Below are 17,756 nucleotides of genomic sequence, written 5' to 3'. Positions count from 1 at the left end.
TCTGCAAGCGCAGATCGTGCCAAACTGCGACAGCCTGCCTTTCTGCATGAAATCAATGTGTTGAATTGGAAGAAGGGCGACGCGGGCGGACAGTCTATCCTGCGCTGCGGTCAATCTGTCCGGTCAGACCGCTTCGGGCAGCCAGATGGTAAAGGTCGCGCCCTCACCCAGACGGCTTTCGGCCTCGATGCTGTCGCCCTGGCGGTCGATCAGCGTGCGGCAAATCGACAGGCCAAGCCCGGTACCGCCGCGTGCGCCGCGTGTGGTGAAGAAGGGATCGAATATCCGCGCCAGGGTCTCTTCCGCTATGCCGGTCCCGGTATCGCTGAACCGCAGGCAGATGCCGCTGACCCCGTCGCGGTCGGCGTCGCTGGCGTTGATGGTGATCGTGCCGCCTGCGGGCAGTGCATTGCAGGCATTGGCGATCAGGTTGACGATCACCTGCTGCAATTCGGTCCGGTTCATCGATACCTGTCGGCTGGCCCGCCCGTCCAGCCGCAACTCCACCCCCACCTCGGCGAGCTGATGGCGCACCAGCGGGAGAGAATCCTAAACCACCTGCATCGGGTCCACCCGCTGGGTCCAGCCGGCATATTCCTCGGGCCGGGCGAATTGCAGCAATTGGTTCACGATCGAGGAGATCCGGTGGACCTGCGCGTCCATCAGCCGGAATTCGGTCTCGACCTCGTCCATCCGTTCCGCCATCACCTCGCGCAACACGTCCAGATTGCCCTGGATGACCGCGACCGGATTATTGATCTCATGCGCGGCGGCGGCGGTGATCTCGCCGATGGTCGCCTGCTTCACGGACAAGATCAGCTTGCGCGTCGTCTCTTCGACCCTGGCGTTCAGCTCGTCATTCCAGCGCCGCAGTTCTTGATCGCGCGCTTGCAACTGGTCCAGCAGAAGGTCCAGATGCTGCGCCACCCGAACCACCTCGTTGTGCTGGCCGGTCACGCCGGTCCGCGCGCCAAGATTGCCCGTCTCGACCTGACCCATCGTATCCGTCACCTGTTCCAGCGGCCGGAACACGCTGCGCGCCCAGGCCAGGAACACCGGAACCGTCACCAGCGTTGCGGCCAGGAAAGCCGCCAGCACGTACCAAAGGGTGCTGCGCTTGGCTTCGGCAAAGGGTGCATCAAGGAAACCGACATAGAGCATCCCGACTCGCGTGCCCTGCCGGTCGCGGATCGGCTCACAGGCCGAGACATACCAGTCGTTCATTACAAAAGCCCGGTCCAGCCAGGTCTCGCCCCCGGCCAGCACCCGCTCGCGCACCGCCGCCGAGACGCGGGTTCCTAGGGCCCGGCGCCCCTCGAACAGCCGCACATTGGTCGAGATCCGCACATCGTCGAGAAACAGTGTCGCTGTGCCCTGCCCGCCCCCGGGCAGCGTCACCGGCACGAAGGATTACACGACCATGCCGCGATCTTCGCTGGCGCGGTCGGTCGGCACCGCATTTTCAGTCGGCACCAAATCCAGGCGCGCCCGCGCCGCCAGATCCGGCGACAGGGCCGCGATGACTGCATGGGGCAGGATGTCGATGGCCGTGCCGCGCAGGCCTGGCTGTGTCGGTGGCGGCCGCGCGCCCACCGGGCTGACCCCCATCACCCGCCCTTCGGCATCCAGAAGGTAGAGATAGTCCAGCCCCAGCGCGCGGCGCCAGGTTTTGGCCTTCTCTCCGCCGCCCTGCGCCCGCTCATCCGTCGTCTCGAGAATCCGCTCCAGATACTGGCGCGCCACGGTCAGGTCGCTGTTGACCTTGGTCATCAACCGATCGTCGACCTTGCCCGTCCAGCGCAGCATCGTTGTGCCAAGAAACAGGAGCAGCACCACCAGCATCGGCAGCAGCAACCGGTGCCGGACCGAGCGAAACAGGCCCGGCGACGCGGTCTCAGCCATTCCAGTCGGCCAGCCGCCGATCGATGGTCTTGCGCGAGATGCCCAAGCGCTGCGCGGCCGCCTATCGGTCACCCCCGGCTGCTGTCAGCGCGGCCAGGATCGCCTGTCGCTCCACACCGGCCAAGGTCTCGGCCGGAGCTTCAGCCCCAGCGCCGGTCCGAGGCGTGATCGGTGCCTCCAGCTCTGCCGGGAACCGCCCCAGGATCAGTGTCCGCTCGATCATGTTGCGCAGCTCGCGCACATTGCCGGGTCAGTGATAGGCGGCCAGGCCCGCCTCGAGCCGGGGCGTCAGCGCCACCTCCGGCCCGCCCATCTGCTGTGCCATCCGGTTCAGAATCAGCCGCGCCGCCACTTCCTTGCCGGTGCCCGATGGCCCGGTCAGCAGCACCGAAGAAGGCAGCGGCGCCAGCCGGCGATGGTCTGCCGCACCGCCTCAATGGCCGGTGAGTTCCGATCAGCCGGTCGCGCAGCAGCCGGTTGTCGGAATTGGCGTGCCGCTCATGGCGCGGCATGTGGTTCTCGCGCTCAAGACGCACTCGCTCCAGGCAGCGCGCCACCGCGTTCAGGATCTGGTTCGATCGGAACGGCTTGAGCAGGAAATCCGAGGCACCCGCCTTCAGCGCTTGAATGGCGGTTACCAGATCGGCGAAGGCAGTGATCAGGATCGCCGGCGGCAACAGGCCCTTCGCCCGCTGTTCGGCCAGCCAATCGACGCCACGCTTGCCCTGCATCATGTTGTCGACGATCACCAGATCGAAGTGCCGCGCTTCCATGAGCGCCATGGCCGCGTCGCAATCCTCGGCCACTGCCACCGCCTTGCAGCGGCTCGACAACGAGCGCGCAAGAAAGTGCCGCATTCCCGCCTCGTCATCGACCACCAGCACGCTGGCGTGTGCCAGCGCATCGCCGAAACCCCGTTCCGGCTCGGTGACTTTGGTGGCAGCGTCCATCCTTTCCTTCGGGCGCGGCGCAATTCCCGCCCGCCCTCGCCAAGGCGCAAGGCCGCCAGGGCTTAGCTGACGGCGAGCCCGATGTTCGTGCCCGACCCTTGCGGGGCACGATTGACGGAGGGATGGCAGCTGCCTAGTAGAACAGGTCATGTGCGATTGCTTTCGGGAGGCATGACTTGGAGGGAATCGTCATGCCCTGGGCGCGGGCTGACCTGACGCTGCGCCAAGACCCCTTTCCCCAGGGCCATGTCGACGATTTCCTGCCCGCCTCGCTCTATCAGCGCCTTGCTGCTGCTTTCGTGGAGCCGGAGCTCCATCCCGATCTTGAAATTCTTGGCAAGGGAAAAAAGCGTCTGCGCTTCACGGCGCCCCGCGGCCCAGCGGGCTTGGCCGAGCAGGCGCCGGCCTGGGCCGATTTCCTGGCTTTCCTTGACCGCGAGGATATTAGGGCCGCGGCGCTTGACTGGGTGCGCCGCCTGATCCCGCTTGGCAGCCTGCCCGAAGGCCCTTACCGCGCCCTCTATGCGCTGCGTCACGCGCTGCGCCCCGACCAGCTTTGCTGGTCTTGTGAATTCTCCAGCCTTGATCCGGGCGTAAGCCTGCCACCGCACAGCGACTCGACAGACAAGTTGCTGACCTTCGTGCATTATTTCGCGTCGGAGGCTTGGCAGGACGACTGGGGCGGCGGAACGCAAGTCTACGCGGCAAAAGACCCCGCCCAGAACCTGAACTTCAGCAACTTCTTTTTGACACAGGACAAGGTGACGGTCCTGGACAACTGCGGCTACCGACCGAACCGGCTGTTCTTTTTCGCCAAGACCCCAGCCGCCTGGCATGGCGTGGCCCCGGTCAGTCCTGCCACGGCGCTGGCCCGCCGGTCGTTTAATTTCAGCCTCAGGACTTCACCCGAGGTCGATCTGCTGCCGCGCATGACCGAGCTGATGACTGAGATCCATGCCCTCGAAGCGGCGGCTTTTGCCCGATGACCCAGGCCTTAATCGACCGCCTGCAGCGTCTTGCCGCAACCCGCGACGGGAGGCCCGCCCTGTTGGCGCCCGGCCGCGCCCCGCTGCACCATGGCGACCTTCCCGGGGCGGTGGCGCGGATCGCCGGCCTGCTGCCACCCGGCGGCCATGTGGGAACGGTTCTGCCGCCGGGGCCGGATTCGGTGCTGGTTGCGGTGGCGGCCATGCAATCCGGGGTCGTCCTGCCACTGAATCCTGAAAGCACGCCGCATGAGCTGACAATCGCGCTTGACCGGCTGCGACCGGATCTCGTTGTAACGGCGGCGAATATGCCTGGCGATGTTGTTGCCGCAGCGCGGGCGCGAGGCATTGCGGTGGCGCTTGCTACCAATGGCGACGCCATCGGGGATCTGTCGCTATCGACTGAACCGGGCGCAGGGCAAATGCGGCTTGCGTTGCCGGCGGGCACGCGAATGCTGCTGCAAACCTCGGGAACGACAGCGCTGCCGAAACTCGTGCCGCTGACAGAGACGAATCTGATGGCCGCCGCCGAAGCGCTGCGGGGGTCTCTGGCGCTTGGTCCTGATGATCGGGCGCTGAATCTCTTGCCGCAATTCCATATCGGCGGGCTCTGGGATCTGGTCGCGGCCCCTTTGCTTGCCGGGGGAAGCGTCATTTTCGGCGGCAGCTTTTCCCGGCGCTCCTTTGCCGCGGGCATGGAGCTTGCGCCGACCTGGGTTCAACTCGCCCCGCCGATGATCGCCGATCTGGTCGCTGACCCCGACCAGGGTCCGCTTGGGTTGCGTTTCCTGCGCTCGGTTTCCGCCGCACTGCCCGCATCGCTGCGGCGGGATGCCGAGGCAAAGCTGGCTGTGCCGGTGATCGAGATCTATGGGATGACCGAAACGGCCGGCGTCATTGCGAGCCAGCCGCTCGACCACCAGGACGGATCGGTCGGCGTGCCGGTCGGGCCGAAGGTTACAATCCTCGCAGGCGAGATCGTTGTCCAAGGCCCGCAGGTGTCACCCGGCTACGTTCTGGCAGAAGAGGACGAAACCGCCCGGTTCGGATCGGCGGGGTTCCGCACAGGCGATTTGGGCCGGTTCGATGCGATGGGGCATCTGTGGATCACGGGCCGGGCAAAAGACCAGATCAACCGCGGCGGCGAAATGATCGCCCCGGCGGAGGTGGAAGAGGCGCTGCTGACCCTGCCATGGATCACCGATGCCGCCGCCTTCTCGGTGCCGCATCACACATTGGGCGAGGAGATTGCCGCCGCCATCATCGTGGCAAATCCGCCAGAGGATGCCGAAGCCGAGGCCCGCCGCGCAGTGCGGCGGCTCCTGGGGCACGGGCGGATGCCGGCCTCGGTTGATATCGTTGATGCGATCCCGCGTTCGGCGGTGGGCAAGTTGCTGCGGCGCGTCCTTTCCGAACGTATTGCGAACCCGCCCGCGCCACGCACTCCGGACGCATCGGCGTTGGCGGTGGGGCTGACGCCGGTCGGCGATTGGGTCGCCGCGATCCTGGCATCAGTGCTTGGCCGCCCCGCCATCGGCGGCGGAGACGATTTCTTTCTGCTGGGCGGCACATCCTTGCAGGCCGCGCAGGCGATCGCGCTGATGCAGGACCGCTTTCCCGATGCCATCCTCTATGTCTCATCGCTCTATGAAGCGCCCAGTCCGGCGGCTTTCGAGGCATTGCTGCGCGACAGCTATCCTCAGATTTGCGCCGAGATTCTGCATGGTCGCATGCCCGCGGCGCCTCCCCTTCTTCCACTGACGCAGGCCGAGCAGGAGGCATTCGATGCCAGCCTGCGCTGTCCCGCCCCGCCTGTGCTGAACGCTGTGCCAAATGACCGTGCAGTGTTCATCCTTAGCGCGCCACGGTCAGGCTCAACGCTCTTGCGGGTGATGTTGGCGGGCCATCCCGCCCTGTTCGCGCCGCCTGAGCTTTATCTCCTGTCCTTCCGCGATATGGCAGCGCGGCGGGACTGGTTCGGTCAGGCCCATCGCTCGCAGCTTGAGGGCCTGCCCAGGGCGATGATGGCCGCCAAGGGCATCGGGGCCGAGGCCGCCCTTGCTGCCATGCAGCAAGCGGAAGCGGATGCCCGGCCGGTTGCCGAGGTTCTGAAAGACTTGCAAGCCGCCGTCGCCCCGCGCCTTCTGGCCGAGAAGACGCCGTTCAATGCCGTTCATCCCGAAACGCTCAGGGCGATGGCAGATCTTTTTCCCGATGCACGGTACATCCATCTCACGCGCCATCCCTATGGCATGATCCGTTCGTTCGAAAAGGCGCATATGGAGCAGTTGTGGTGGCCCCGGCTGACCGGACCGGGGGGGCCCGCCCTGCCCTTCGCACCGCGGCAGCTGGCGGAACTGCTTTGGACACGGATCGCCGAAACGACGGTCGCCTTCCTGCGCGATATCCCGGCGGAGCGGCAGATCCATCTGCGTTACGAGACCCTGGTGGCCGAGCCCGAGGTGCAAATGCAGCGGCTTTGCGCCTGGCTTGACCTTACCTATGACGCGGCGATGTGCGCGCCGCAGGGACATGGGCGGCAACGGATGACGGATGGGCTTCATGCTGGATCGCGGATGATTGGCGATCCGCTATTCCATCGCCACAGCGTGGTGATTCAAGCCAGCGCCAGTCTCTGGCGTGCCGAATTTTCCGCCGATTTCCTTGCGCCCCGAACCCTCGCCGTCGCGGCCGGGCTGGGACATGATGAGAAACTCTCGCGGGATGATAACTTCATCTCTTTCGAGCTTTGATTGTGCCCGCGCGATTTGCCTTCCATAGTGCCAAGGCAGGGCCGCGCGCGGGGCACTTTTCGCGCCTGCTTCCTGACAGGCCACATTAAAAGTTAAACGGCGCTCATATTTGTGACCCAAACAGTCGACCTTCTAAATGATCTTGCCGCGCAGGGAATCTGCCTCACGCTGGATGGCGACCGGATTTCGGTGAGCGGACCCGCCACGGCGCTGGGACCGGCGATGCGTGAACGGCTGAAGGCGGCGCGCGAGGATCTTGTCATCTTGCTCCAGGATCAATCCGCCGCGGTCGCGCCGACTACGTTGACATTGGCGCAGGCCGCCCTTCTGCCATTGGCGCGAAGCTTTCGTGACGATGCCCGCTATCACGTGCCACTGGTGGTCGAGGTTGAGGGGACGATCGACCTATTCCGGCTGATCGAGGCGCAGAATATCCTTCAAGATCGGCACGATGCGTTGCGCCAGTGCTTTCCATTGGATCAGGACGCCCCAGAGCTGCGTCCGCGTGGTGCGCGGCTGGGGCTTGATGCGGTTCTCGAGCTTGACCGAGAAGCCGCGGATGGGGCGCTCCGCACGTTTGTTGGCCGATCCTTCGATCTGGAGCAGGGGCCACTGTGGCGGGCGCTGGCCATCCAGCTTCGTCCCGACCGCTTTCTGCTCGCCTGGGTATTTCATCACCTGATCTTCGACGGATTCTCACGCGATGTCTTTCTGGGCGAACTCGCGGCCATCGACCGTGAGCTTTCGCAAGGCGCGGCCCCGGCGCGGACTTCCGGGGCCTGGCAGATCGGCGATGTTGGGCGCTGGGAACGGGGGCAGTCCAGCCCCTCGCGTCAGGCGATGGCGCTGAACTGGTGGCGGGGCCATCTGGAAGGCCGGCAGACGGCAACGGCGCTGCCGCTGTCCCGTCGCGACTGCGACCCCGAGGCGTCCCGCAGCCATGCTTTCGCGATCGCGCCCGAACTGGCGTCGGGCCTTCGCGCGGATGCTCGGGCGTTGGGCATTCCTATGGGCGCCATCGCGATCGCCGCCGTGGCGCGGGCGATGGGCGCGGCGACGGGGCAAAGCCGCATCGTCGTGACAACACCAGTGCTGAACCGTGACCATCCGCAATCGGCAGGCACCATCGGGTATCTGAACCGCGTTCTGGCGATCTCGGTCCCGACTCAGCCCGGAAATGCCGCCGAGATCGGACGGCTGCTTCTGGCCGCCAACGACCACCGGCATGTGCCGGGCGCGGAACTGGCAAAGCTTGCCGCCGTGCCGCTGAACCGGCTGATGGTCGGCTGGCAAGAGCGCGGACCGGCCGGGCTGCTGCAAGGCCAAGCCTTGCGGCCGGTCTTTGTTGCGCGCGCGCAATCTGATTTCGACCTTGCAGTGAATTTCGAGGCCCAGGGGCCCGATCTGGCATGCCGGATCGACTGGGCGGAAGGCGTATTCGACCCGGACCAGGCCCGGGCCTTTGCCGCGCTGTTGCAATCCGCGCTGCGCGGCATCGATATGCTGGCGGGGCCCGATCTTTCTGCGCTGTTGGCAGCGGCCGAAAGCCTGCCCGCTGTGGCAGCCGCGGCTGGCCATACCGACAATCGAAGTGGCGTGACGACGCTCTGGCTGGAGCTTGATGAATTCCATCCGGTCGCGCGCCCGGCGTTGCTTACGGCTCTTGCAGGGTCGGCGGCAAAGGTGCTTCCGGCGATCCGTTTTGTAACTTGTGCCGCGCTTCCCCGCCGGGCGGACGGGTCGGTGGATCTGGACCGGCTGCGGGTCGAACACCCTGCGGCCCGGCCCGGTGCGGTTCCGCCCGAGACCGCCTTGCAGCGCGCCATTGCGGCGATTTGGCAGCGGTTGCTCATGGCAGAGACCCCGGTGGGGATCGACGACGATTTCCGCGATCTTGGCGGCCATTCGCTTCTGGCGGTGCGAATGCTGACTGAGGTGGCCGCGCTTGCGGGCCGCAAGAGCCCTTCGGTCGCAATGGCCTCGGCGCGGACGATCCGTACGCTGGCCGAGACGGTGACGGCGCCGGAAAGCGTCCACCTAAGCAATGGGCTTGACCCCGAAATCCTGGCGAGACTGCGCAGCTTTACCGGAATCTGGCAAGGAACACGCCATTCCAGCGATGCCCTGATCGTCGGGCGCAACGCGGATGGTCCCCGCTTGCCGCTGTTCTGGTGCCTACAGTCGGAACGCGAACTGGACGCGCTGGCCCGCTATCTGGGCGCGGACCAGCCGGTCTACGGGATGCGGTCCGGGTATGAGGTGATGATCAAGTCACCAGAGAACATTGAGCGCCTCGCCTTGGTCTATGCCGGCGAGATTGCCGAAATCCATCCGAAGGGCCCGCTTTTCATCGGGGGAAATTGTCAGGCGGCTGTCATCGCCTTTTCGCTTGCCCGGCAATTGCGTGCAGCGGGTCGGCAGGTCGACCTGCTGCATCTGCATGAAAAGATGGTGCCGACCTCCTATGATGGTCGCATTGCCCTGACTTTCGGCCGGGACAGCGACCGCAACCCCTATCTTGCCGGCGGAGATCCGGCGGCTGATTTCGCCCGCTACTACACCGGAGAGCTGAGCGTCGAGCTGGTCTCAGGAAGCCATGGCATCTATTTTCAGGAGCCGCATGTCCTTGATCTCACAGGGGCGATCAAACGGCTTCGCGATGCGGTGCCCAGCCTGCGCAAGGAGTGACATGTCCCGAATCTGGTACAAACGGCTCAAGGACGCGGTGCAGATGCAAGGCGGGCTGTTCAACGCCCATTTGCATCTGGACCGGGCCGGAACTTTCGAAGATCGCTATCTCGCCAGCGCCGATCATCGCGCCTATGAAGACTTCCACATCTCGCTTCAGCAGAAACATGCGATGATCGCCGATCTCCATGCCGGGCCGGCCTTTGACCGCGACGACTTTTTCGCCAGGGTGAACGAGACGCTTGAGGAAATGCACGAGGTCGGCACCCGGCGCGCCGACACGATGGTCGATGTCACCCCCGACCGGGTAGGTCTGACAGGCCTGGAATGGATGCAGGAAATCAAGGCGACCTGGGCGGACCGGATCGACATCCGGCTGGGCGCCTATACACCGTTCGGATTCAAGGACAGTGAACCGCAGCGCTGGCGGGTGTTCGAGGCGGGGGTGCGTGAGGCCGATTTCATCGGATGCCTGCCCGAAGCCGACGATATCGACGATTACCCCGATCATATCGGCTTCGAGGAAAGCTGCCGCCGCGTGCTGGCCCTGGCGCAAGAGACCGGGAAGATGGTCCATGTCCACACCGATCAGCGCTTCGAGGATTCCGAACGGGGCACCGAGCGCCTGGTCGAAGTGGTGCGCCAGCACGGCGCGCCGGTTTCGCCCAATGGTGAACCGATGGTCTGGGCGGTGCATATGGTCTCGCCCTCGACCTATGACGACGCGCGCTTCTACCGTCTGGCCGAGGCCATGGCCGCGCTTAAGATCGGGCTGATCGCCTGCCCGTCGGCGGCGCTGGGAATGCGGATGCTGCGGCCGCTGATCGCGCCCACAGGCAATGCGATGCCACGGATTCTGGAACTGGTGGCGCGCGGCGTGCATATACGGATGGGATCGGACAATATTGCCGATATCTGTTCGCCCAGCACGACCGCCGATCTGATCGACGAAGCGATGATCCTGTCTGCGGCACTGCGTTTCTACAATCCCGAAGTGATCGCCAAACTGCTGTGCGGCGAGGCGCTGGATCAGGCGGATCGGGCCTTCGTCACGGATCATCTGGCGCGCAACAGCGCCGAGATCGACAAGGCGCTGGCAAAACGCGAGCGGCGGATGGGGGCGACAGGTGCCTGACCAGACCGTCCATATCAACTGCTTCAAATGGGGCAATCTCTATTCCGCAGACGATGTGAACCGGCTTCATGCCATGTTTGCCCGCCAACTCTCGATCCCGCATATTTTCCACTGTGTCACCGACGATACGCAGGGCCTGCGCGACTCGATCCGTGCGCATCCGATGCCTGATTATGGATTCGCGCCACGGGATTGCGGCAATGGCAAGAAGCTCGCAGTGTTCATGCCCGGTTTCCTTGGGCTGGAAGGGCAACTGCTGCTGCAGGTGGATATCGATGTCGTGTTGATCGACAAGGTCGATTTCCTGTTCGATCATCCCCAGAATGATTTCATGGTCGCCCGCGGGCGCAACCAGGCGGGCAATACGCGTGGCCATTGCGCCGTCATGCGCGTGCGGGTTGGGGCGATGCCGCATCTCTGGACAGATTTCGTTGCCGATCCCGAAGGGACTGTTGCCCGCTGCCAGCATCATCGCGGCGCGGCGGGCTTTGTCTCGGATCAAAGGTATCTGGACTGGAAGCTGCAGGAGATGGCCTATTTCAGGGATGGGTCTATCGTCTATTTTCGCCAGGATTGCGGTGCCTATGCCGATCATCCCTTGCCGCAAGGCATAGCTGCGCCGCCAGCCGGGGCGTCGATCATCTCCTTTGCGGGGCAGATCAAACCGGCCATGGTCAAGGACGGTCCCCACGGCACCTGCCGCCACGCGCCCTTCGTCGCGGAACATTGGCACGAATAGCCCGCGACGCGGTCTGCAGCGCCACAAACTTCCGTACCTGGTCTGAATGGAGGCACCGCGTGTCAGGCGATCTTGGTATCGCTCTGGCGATAGCGGAACTTCACATCGGTCAGGCCAAGGGCATCCGACAGGGTAGCCGCCAGAAGCTGCGGCGCAAGAATGTCCAGGACGGCCTGCGCGGCGACGCTCGCCTGGACACGTCTCTTGATCATGCGGTGATCCTGCCTCGGCTCGCCGATTGCTATTCCGCCCCGCCGACGGGTGCCGGTTTGCCGGCCTCGGCTACCAGCGCGGCCAGCCGGAAGAAGCCATGCACCATCTTGGAAAAGGGCATAAGCAGGAACAGCACCATCACCGACGCCAGGTGGATCGCCAGAAGCGGTCCGACCGCACCCGTGCCGGTGGCTGCATAAAGCGCAAGGCCAGTGAGCGCGACGAAGCCCAGAAGCAGGATGAAGGCCATCTCGCCGCCCCAGACCCGCCGGGCCCCCAGCGCCGGATCGGCCCGCAGCTTCAGCAGCGCCAGCCCCGCCGCCCCCGCCAGCATCATCACCCCGCCCGGCACGCCCAGAAGCTTGGGCAGCGAGAACAGCGGATAGGGCGCTTCCCAGCCAAAGGCATAATGCATCACCGTGCCGCTGGCGGTTGACGCGAAGCACAGAAGAAAGCCGTACATCATCAACTGGTGGAACAGCCGGCGGCGGTCGCTGAAGCGGTCGCCCTTCTCGAAGTTGCAGCCCTCGCCATGGCCGCCCGACAGGTTCTTCATCCGCGCGGCACTGTCCATCGCCTGCAGCAGATGCGCCAGGCGCACGCGGCCGCCGCCGACCTCGCGCCAATAGTCGCGCAGCGACAGCGCGATCAGCGCCAGGGGCAGCAGGAAGGCCGGCACGAAGATCGCCACCAGCGTGTTATGCGCCAGATGGGCATAGAAGCCCGCGCCCGCCAGGGGCTTCAGCGCCGCCAGCGCCCAGAAGAACCCCGCCAGCGCCGCCACCAAGAGCCCCGCCATCGCCACGCCATGGCTTTGGAACAGCCGCGCCAGCGCCTGCGGCCGCGCCAGCCTTTCCCAGCTTTCCACCCGCACCTCGGCCAAGGCCGCCGGGATGTTCAGCGCGAATTCATGCGGCGCGGTATATTGGCAGGCGTAATAGCAGCCGCGACAGTTGTGGCACAGGTTCGCCAGCTGCGTCAGGTCGCCATCGGCAAAGGCCTTCTGCCGGGTCATCGCCGGAAAGACCGAGCAGAAGCCCTCGCAATAGCGGCAGGCATTGCAGATCTCGATCTGGCGGCGCGCTTCGCCGGTGGCCGACAGAAGCGGGGCGGTGGGGGTCAGGTCAAGCGACATGGGCGGCGGCCTCCTTGCCCGCGATGCGTCCGAAGACGGTGCCGATGGTCATGCCGAAGCCGGCAAGATAGCCCTGGCCCAGGATCGAGCCGGCCATGATCTCTCCGGCCGCCCAAAGGTTGCGGATCGGGCCGCCGGGGCCGTGAACCTGGGCCCGGGCATCGACCTTCAGGCCCAGATAGGTGAAGGTCACGCCGGGGCGCAGCTGGTAGCCATAGAAGGGCGCCGTATCCAGCGGCCGCGCCCAGTTGGTCTTGGCGATGTCCAGCCCTTCGGTGCGCAGCCCGTCCAGCTCGGTCGGGTGGAATTTGCCGGGGCGGCAGGCGGCGTTGAACCCGTCGACCGTGCGGCGCACCGCCTGCGGATCCAGGCCCATCTTCGCCGCCAGTTCCTCGATCGTGTCGGCCTTTACCGGCGGAAAGACCGAGGGCATGAACAGGTCGATCGACTTGGCGTCGATCAGCGCATAGCCGACCTGATCGGGCTGGGCCGCGACCAGCCGCCCCCAGATCGCATAGCGCTTGGGCCAGACATCCTCGCCCTCGTCATAGAAGCGCTCGCCCTTCTGGTTCAGCACGATCGAAAACGGCACGCAGTCCAGCCGGGTGACGATGCCGCCATCGTATTTCGGGGCCCGCCCGTCGATGGCCACGGCATGGCACTGGGTCGGATCGCCGACCGATTCCGCGCCCTGATCCAGCATGTCGCGCAAGACGACGCCGCGATTGTAGGGCGTGCCGCGGATCAAGAAATTGCGCGCCGAGGGCCCCCAGGCCCGGGCCAGCCAGTCGATATCGGCCTGAAGCCCGCCCGAGGCCAGCACGAAGGCCCGCGCCTGCACCGTCACCGGCTTGCCCGCGATCTCGGCCTGAAGATGGGTGATCCGGTCGCCGTCCAGATGCACATGGGTGACCTGCGCCTCATAGGCGACCTTCACCCCCAGATCCTGGGCGGTGTTGTAATAGGCATTCACTAGCGCCTTGCCGCCGCCCAGGAAGAAGGCATTGGTCCGCCCCAGGCTGAGCGTGCCCGACAGCGAGGGCTGGAAGCGCACGCCATGCGCCTTCATCCAGGGCAGGCATTCCTCGGACGAGCGGATCGCCATCCGCGCCAGGCCCTCATCCGTCTTGCCCTTGGTCACCAGCATCAGGTCGTGGAAATATTCGTCTTCCTCATAGCTGCCGACCAGCGGGTCCATCGGCGCGCGGTGCATGCAGCGGAAGTTGCGGGTGTGCCGGCTGTTGCCGCCGCGATAGGGCTTCGGCGCGCCTTCCAGCACCAGAACGCTGGCCCCGGCCTCGGCCGCGGTGATCGCGGCGCACAGGGCGGCATTGCCGCCGCCCACCACGGCCAGGTCGAATGTCTCGGGCCAGGATGTTTGCGGCCAGTCCGTCATGCCTCGTCCTCCAGGGGAATTTCGCGTCCGCGCATGCCGCGCAGCCGGGCCGACAGCGCCGCCTCGACATGCACGCGCATGGCCGCTTCGGCCGCGGCGCCATTGCGCATTTGCAATGCCGCCAGAACCGCGCTATGTTCCTCGACCGCCGAAACCGCCCGTTCGGGTTCAGCCAGCGTCGTCGGACCCAGGATCAAAAGTGTTTTCTGCAGGGCACTCATCGATTTGACGAGAAACCGGTTGCGCGCCGCCTCGATCAGCGTGCGGTGGAATTGCCGGTTCGCTTCGCGCGCTTCCGGCCCTACCGCCGCCTGGGCCAGTTCGCCGTTCAGCGCCACCAGTTCCGCCAGTTCGATGTCCGAGGCGGCCCGCGCCGCCAGCCGGGCCGCCGTGCCTTCCAGCACCGCCCGCATCTCGTACAGCTCGACCACTTCGGCATGGTCCAGACTGCGGATCGTCGCGCCCTGACGCGGCAGATGCACGACCAGACCATCCGCCTCAAGCTGGCGGATGGCCTCACGCACGGGGGTGCGGCTGATGCCCAGCCGCTCGGCCAGTTCGGTTTCGCGCAGCCGCATGCCGGGCGGCAGCGCGCCATCACGGATCTCGTCCAGAAGGCGGCGATAGGCCCCCTGCCCCTGCGGAATTTCAGAGTCATCTGCCATGATGCGACTCGCTTGCAATTTTTGTATCCGAACGTATACAGTTGGATACAATTTGATGCAAGGAGAACAGTCATGCCCATGTCGATGCTGCACCGTTTCGGGACACTGGCATTGGCCTTGCTGGGGACCGCGCTGTTCCACCTTGCGGGCCTGCCACTGCCATTCCTGTTCGGGCCGATGTCGGCCTGCCTGATCGCGGCGCTGGCGGGGGCGCCACTCAAGGGGATGGGCACGGTCTCGATCCTTGCGCGCACGATCCTGGGCGTCGCGGTCGGCGCCTCGATCACCCCCGAAGTCGTCGCCCGCATTCCGCAGATGGCGGGCAGCGTGGCGCTGGTGCCGCTCTATGTCGTGCTGATCGGGCTGGTTGGTGTGCCCTTCTTCCGCCGCCTGGGCTACGATCCGGTGACCGCCTGGTATGCGGCCATGCCCGGCGGACTTCAGGACATGGTGATCTTCGGCACCGAGGCCGGCGGCGACGGCCGCGCCCTGGCGCTGATCCATGCAACGCGTGTCCTGGTCATCGTCACCTTGGCCCCGATGATCCTGGCGGTCTTCTATGGCGCCGGGCTGACCGGTGCGGTCGGCGCGCCGCTGCGCGATCTTCCGGCGCTGGAAATCCTGCTCATGGCCGCTGCTGCGCTGATCGGCTGGAAGGGAGCCGAGCGGATCGGCCTTTTCGGTGCGACGATCCTTGGCCCGATGATCCTGACTGCGGCCCTGTCTTTGGGCGGGTTGATCCACAGCCGCCCGCCGGCCGAGGCGGTCTGGGCCGCGCAATTCTTCATCGGCATTGGCATTGGCGTGCAATATGTGGGCGTGACCTTCCGGGAACTGCGCAGCTTCATCCTCTCAGGGCTGGCCTTCGTGCTGCTGCTTGCCGCCCTTGCGGCCGTTTTCACCGAGATCGTGACGCTCAGCGGACTTGCCCAACCGATTGAGGGCTTTCTTGCCTTCGCGCCCGGTGGTCAGGCGGAAATGACGGTGCTGGCGCTTGTTGCCGGGGCCGACCTTGGCTTCGTGATCCTGCATCACCTGACCCGGCTGGTCATCGTGATCCTTGGGGCGCCAGTGGCGGCGCGGCTGATGGGCGTCAGAGCGCCCCCGGGCCAACCAGATGCAGGGGCCGGCCCGCGGCAAAGGCGTTGACCTGCGCGAAGACATCGGCGAACTGCAAGTCCAGCTCCTCCTCTGTGACGAACCCGATATGCGGGGTGGCGATCACCCTCGGATGAGACAGCAAAGGATCGGTCGCGTCGGTCAGCGGCTCGCTCTCGAACACATCCAGAGCCGCGATTTCGGGTCGACCTGCCTCCAGCCCGGCCAGCAGCGCGCCGGGCGCGATCAACCCCGCCCGGGCTGTATTCACCAGGATCGCGCGTGGCGGCATAAGCGCCAGATCTGCCGCAGTCACGATAGCTTGCGTCTCCGGCGTCAAGCGTAAGTGCAGCGTCAGGATCTCGGCCTGGGCGAAGAAGGCCGCACGACTCTCCGGCACTTCGCCGCCCTCAAGGGCCGCGCGCGCCCTTCCGGCCTCAGAGCCCCACCAGATCACCCGCGCTCCGAAGGCGGTAGCGCAATTGGCAACCAGCTTGCCGATCCGGCCATGTCCATAGATCGCGACGGTCCGGCCGCGCAGGCTGCGCCCGATCCCGTGTTGCCAGAGCCCGGCCTTCGCCCGGGCGATTTGCCCCGGAAGATCGCGCAGCGCCGCAAGGATCAGCGCCCAGGTCAGCTCGGCCGCCGCATGGTTCGGCGCCTCGGGCGGGCGGTGGCTTGAAAAGGCAACGCCGCGCGCTGCACAGGCCGCCACGTCGACATGCGGCCAGGCGCCACGCCCCGAAACCAGCCGCAGCGACGGCAATGCCCCAATCAGATCGGCGGTGATGCGCGTCCTTTCGCGGAACAGGCAAATCGCCTCTGCGTCCCGAAGGCGCGCCTTAAGGTCTGCGCCTTCGGCCCGGTCGGTCCAGACAGTGACCTCATGTCCTGCCAATGCCGCGAAGCAGGGAAGATGCCGGAGGCTATCCGCCCAGTCGTCGAGGATATGAACTTTCACCTGCCGTCCCAGACCGCGTGAGGAACCATCACCTCGCCGCGTGCAAGAAGGCGCGCCGTGCGCAACAGGCCCGCCGACTTCAGCGTGAACCCGTCCTTGCCTGTCTCGTAGTCGACTGTCACATCAATGGCGCCCGATGGATGCTCGATCAGGACCAGCGCAGGCGCGCCCTCGGGTGGCGTGAACAGCCCTTCGGCCACAGTGCCCGGCGTCAGGACGCAGGAGGCGAGGCATTGTGCCCCGGTCACCGCCATCGTCGGATGGCATTTCCACGGCATGAAATACCGGGCCGTGATCGTGCCGCCATGCTGCGGCGGCGCCAAGACCGCGAATTTCGGCGTGACCGAATTGGCGACATCGCCCATGCCCATGCGACGCCCGGCCTCTAGCCGGATCGGCTCCATCCGGGCGAAGAAGGCGCTGTTGGCGTCCAGCTCTTCGGCAGTCTCGACGCCGGTCAGGCCGAAATCAGCGGCGCGGGCCACAACGACGGGCATGGCCACGTCCATGCAGGTGACCTCGATCCCATCGATCACATCACGCAGGTTGCCGGTCGGCAGAAGCGCACCCGTGGCCGCGCCGACAACGTCCATGAAATTCAGATAGACTGGCGCCGCAGTCCCGGGAACACCGTCAATGGCCGCGTCGCCCGCGTATTCGACCTGTCCCCCCGGTGTCCGCACAACCGCCTCGACCTTGGCGCCGGTGTTGACAGACCGGATCCGGATCCGTGTCACATCGCCCTGCGGCGCGATCAGCCCCATCTCGACTGCTGCGGGCCCGACGCCCGACAGGATGTTGCCGCAGGTCGGCTTGAAATCGACCTTGCCGTCTTCGACGCTGACCTGGGCAAAGAAATAGTCGATGTCGGCGTCATTCGTCTCGGAGGCCGACAGCATCGCAACCTTGGTGGTGACGGCGGCGCCGCCGCCGATGCCATCGATGTTCAGCGCCTGACCCGAGCCAAGGGCCGAGACGAGCACGCGCGCAAGTGCTTCGGGGTCCTGGGGCAGATGCTCGCGCCTGAAATAGGGACCGCGCGAGGTGCCGCCACGAAAGAAATGAAAGGGGATCGCTGTCTGGGTCATTCCGACCTCCTGAAAGAAAGGGAAATGGGCCCGCGCTTGCTGCGCGG

Annotated in this window: 17 protein-coding genes; 6 read left to right on the top strand and 11 right to left on the bottom strand. The window is 65.7% G+C overall.

The genetic code is table 11. From position 1 onward, the window contains the following. Nucleotides 1-123: 123 nt before the first annotated feature. The 5 genes from ACED67_RS10285 to ACED67_RS21665 all read right to left on the bottom strand — a co-directional run bounded on the left by ACED67_RS10285 (nt 124) and on the right by ACED67_RS21665 (nt 2,852). A complete protein-coding gene (locus ACED67_RS10285) occupies nt 124-534 on the bottom strand; it encodes a sensor histidine kinase (protein ID WP_395541507.1) in 411 nt (136 codons plus the stop codon). A gap of 15 nt (nt 535-549) precedes the next feature. Then, nucleotides 550-1,404, bottom strand: a complete 855-nt coding sequence (locus ACED67_RS10280; protein WP_395541506.1) for a cache domain-containing protein — start codon at nt 1,402-1,404, stop codon at nt 550-552. Nucleotides 1,405-1,410: 6 nt separating this feature from the next. Beyond that, the gene (locus ACED67_RS10275; RefSeq protein WP_395541505.1) at nt 1,411-1,902 is read right to left on the bottom strand and encodes a hypothetical protein; all 492 of its coding nucleotides are present in this window, start codon (nt 1,900-1,902) and stop codon (nt 1,411-1,413) included. Continuing rightward, nucleotides 1,895-1,948, bottom strand: coding sequence for a hypothetical protein (locus tag ACED67_RS10270; RefSeq protein ID WP_395541524.1), 54 nt, complete (start codon nt 1,946-1,948; stop codon nt 1,895-1,897). The genes ACED67_RS10275 and ACED67_RS10270 overlap by 8 nt, the downstream gene beginning before the upstream one ends. Nucleotides 1,949-2,042: 94 nt before the next feature. Beyond that, nucleotides 2,043-2,852, bottom strand: coding sequence for a response regulator (locus ACED67_RS21665; protein WP_508436220.1), 810 nt, complete (start codon nt 2,850-2,852; stop codon nt 2,043-2,045). A 176-nt stretch (nt 2,853-3,028) separates the two neighbouring features. Here ACED67_RS21665 and ACED67_RS10255 point away from each other — a divergent pair, with 176 nt between their 5' ends. From ACED67_RS10255 to ACED67_RS10235, 5 genes are all read left to right on the top strand, one after another. Further along, nucleotides 3,029-3,838 carry a 2OG-Fe(II) oxygenase gene (locus ACED67_RS10255; RefSeq protein ID WP_395541504.1) on the top strand — a complete coding sequence of 270 codons (810 nt, stop codon included), beginning with the start codon at nt 3,029-3,031 and terminating at the stop codon, nt 3,836-3,838. Next, nucleotides 3,835-6,591 carry an AMP-binding protein gene (locus ACED67_RS10250; protein ID WP_395541503.1) on the top strand — a complete coding sequence of 919 codons (2,757 nt, stop codon included), beginning with the start codon at nt 3,835-3,837 and terminating at the stop codon, nt 6,589-6,591. Before ACED67_RS10255 ends, ACED67_RS10250 begins: the two co-directional genes overlap by 4 nt. A gap of 111 nt (nt 6,592-6,702) precedes the next feature. Then, nucleotides 6,703-9,279 carry a condensation domain-containing protein gene (locus ACED67_RS10245; protein ID WP_395541502.1) on the top strand — a complete coding sequence of 859 codons (2,577 nt, stop codon included), beginning with the start codon at nt 6,703-6,705 and terminating at the stop codon, nt 9,277-9,279. A gap of 1 nt (nt 9,280) precedes the next feature. Further along, nucleotides 9,281-10,414 carry an amidohydrolase family protein gene (locus ACED67_RS10240; RefSeq protein ID WP_395541501.1) on the top strand — a complete coding sequence of 378 codons (1,134 nt, stop codon included), beginning with the start codon at nt 9,281-9,283 and terminating at the stop codon, nt 10,412-10,414. Continuing rightward, nucleotides 10,407-11,153, top strand: a complete 747-nt coding sequence (locus ACED67_RS10235; RefSeq protein WP_395541500.1) for a hypothetical protein — start codon at nt 10,407-10,409, stop codon at nt 11,151-11,153. The genes ACED67_RS10240 and ACED67_RS10235 overlap by 8 nt, the downstream gene beginning before the upstream one ends. A gap of 62 nt (nt 11,154-11,215) precedes the next feature. Here the strand turns inward: ACED67_RS10235 and ACED67_RS10230 are convergent, their stop codons facing one another. Genes ACED67_RS10230 through ACED67_RS10215 form a run of 4 tightly spaced genes read right to left on the bottom strand, consistent with a single transcriptional unit; the run spans nt 11,216 to nt 14,562 of the window. Beyond that, nucleotides 11,216-11,365 carry a hypothetical protein gene (locus tag ACED67_RS10230; protein WP_395541499.1) on the bottom strand — a complete coding sequence of 50 codons (150 nt, stop codon included), beginning with the start codon at nt 11,363-11,365 and terminating at the stop codon, nt 11,216-11,218. 29 nt (nt 11,366-11,394) lie between these two features. Then, nucleotides 11,395-12,501 carry a tricarballylate utilization 4Fe-4S protein TcuB gene (tcuB, locus tag ACED67_RS10225; protein WP_395541498.1) on the bottom strand — a complete coding sequence of 369 codons (1,107 nt, stop codon included), beginning with the start codon at nt 12,499-12,501 and terminating at the stop codon, nt 11,395-11,397. Next, nucleotides 12,491-13,897 carry an FAD-dependent tricarballylate dehydrogenase TcuA gene (gene tcuA / locus ACED67_RS10220; RefSeq protein WP_395541497.1) on the bottom strand — a complete coding sequence of 469 codons (1,407 nt, stop codon included), beginning with the start codon at nt 13,895-13,897 and terminating at the stop codon, nt 12,491-12,493. The genes tcuB and tcuA overlap by 11 nt, the downstream gene beginning before the upstream one ends. Beyond that, the gene (locus tag ACED67_RS10215; protein ID WP_395541495.1) at nt 13,894-14,562 is read right to left on the bottom strand and encodes a GntR family transcriptional regulator; all 669 of its coding nucleotides are present in this window, start codon (nt 14,560-14,562) and stop codon (nt 13,894-13,896) included. The genes tcuA and ACED67_RS10215 overlap by 4 nt, the downstream gene beginning before the upstream one ends. Before the next feature lie 78 nt (nt 14,563-14,640). Between ACED67_RS10215 and ACED67_RS10210 the strand changes: the two genes are divergently transcribed. After that, nucleotides 14,641-15,711 (top strand): AbrB family transcriptional regulator, encoded by a 1,071-nt coding sequence (locus tag ACED67_RS10210; protein ID WP_395541522.1) that lies wholly within the window; start codon nt 14,641-14,643, stop codon nt 15,709-15,711. Here ACED67_RS10210 and ACED67_RS10205 read toward each other — a convergent pair. Then, on the bottom strand, nt 15,656-16,621 hold the full coding sequence (locus tag ACED67_RS10205) for a D-2-hydroxyacid dehydrogenase family protein (protein ID WP_395541494.1): 966 nt from the start codon (nt 16,619-16,621) through the stop codon (nt 15,656-15,658). The two genes, ACED67_RS10210 and ACED67_RS10205, sit on opposite strands and share 56 nt — an antisense overlap. Beyond that, complete coding sequence (locus tag ACED67_RS10200; RefSeq protein ID WP_395541493.1) at nt 16,618-17,709, bottom strand: 4-oxalomesaconate tautomerase; 1,092 nt, start codon at nt 17,707-17,709, stop codon at nt 16,618-16,620. Before ACED67_RS10200 ends, ACED67_RS10205 begins: the two co-directional genes overlap by 4 nt. Nucleotides 17,710-17,756 lie beyond the last annotated feature (47 nt).

It is taken from the genome of Neotabrizicola paludis (assembly GCF_044142105.1).
GTDB lineage: Bacteria > Pseudomonadota > Alphaproteobacteria > Rhodobacterales > Rhodobacteraceae > Pseudogemmobacter.
Note: the sequence above shows the minus strand (reverse complement) of the source record. Positions and strands in the feature narration are given on the sequence as shown.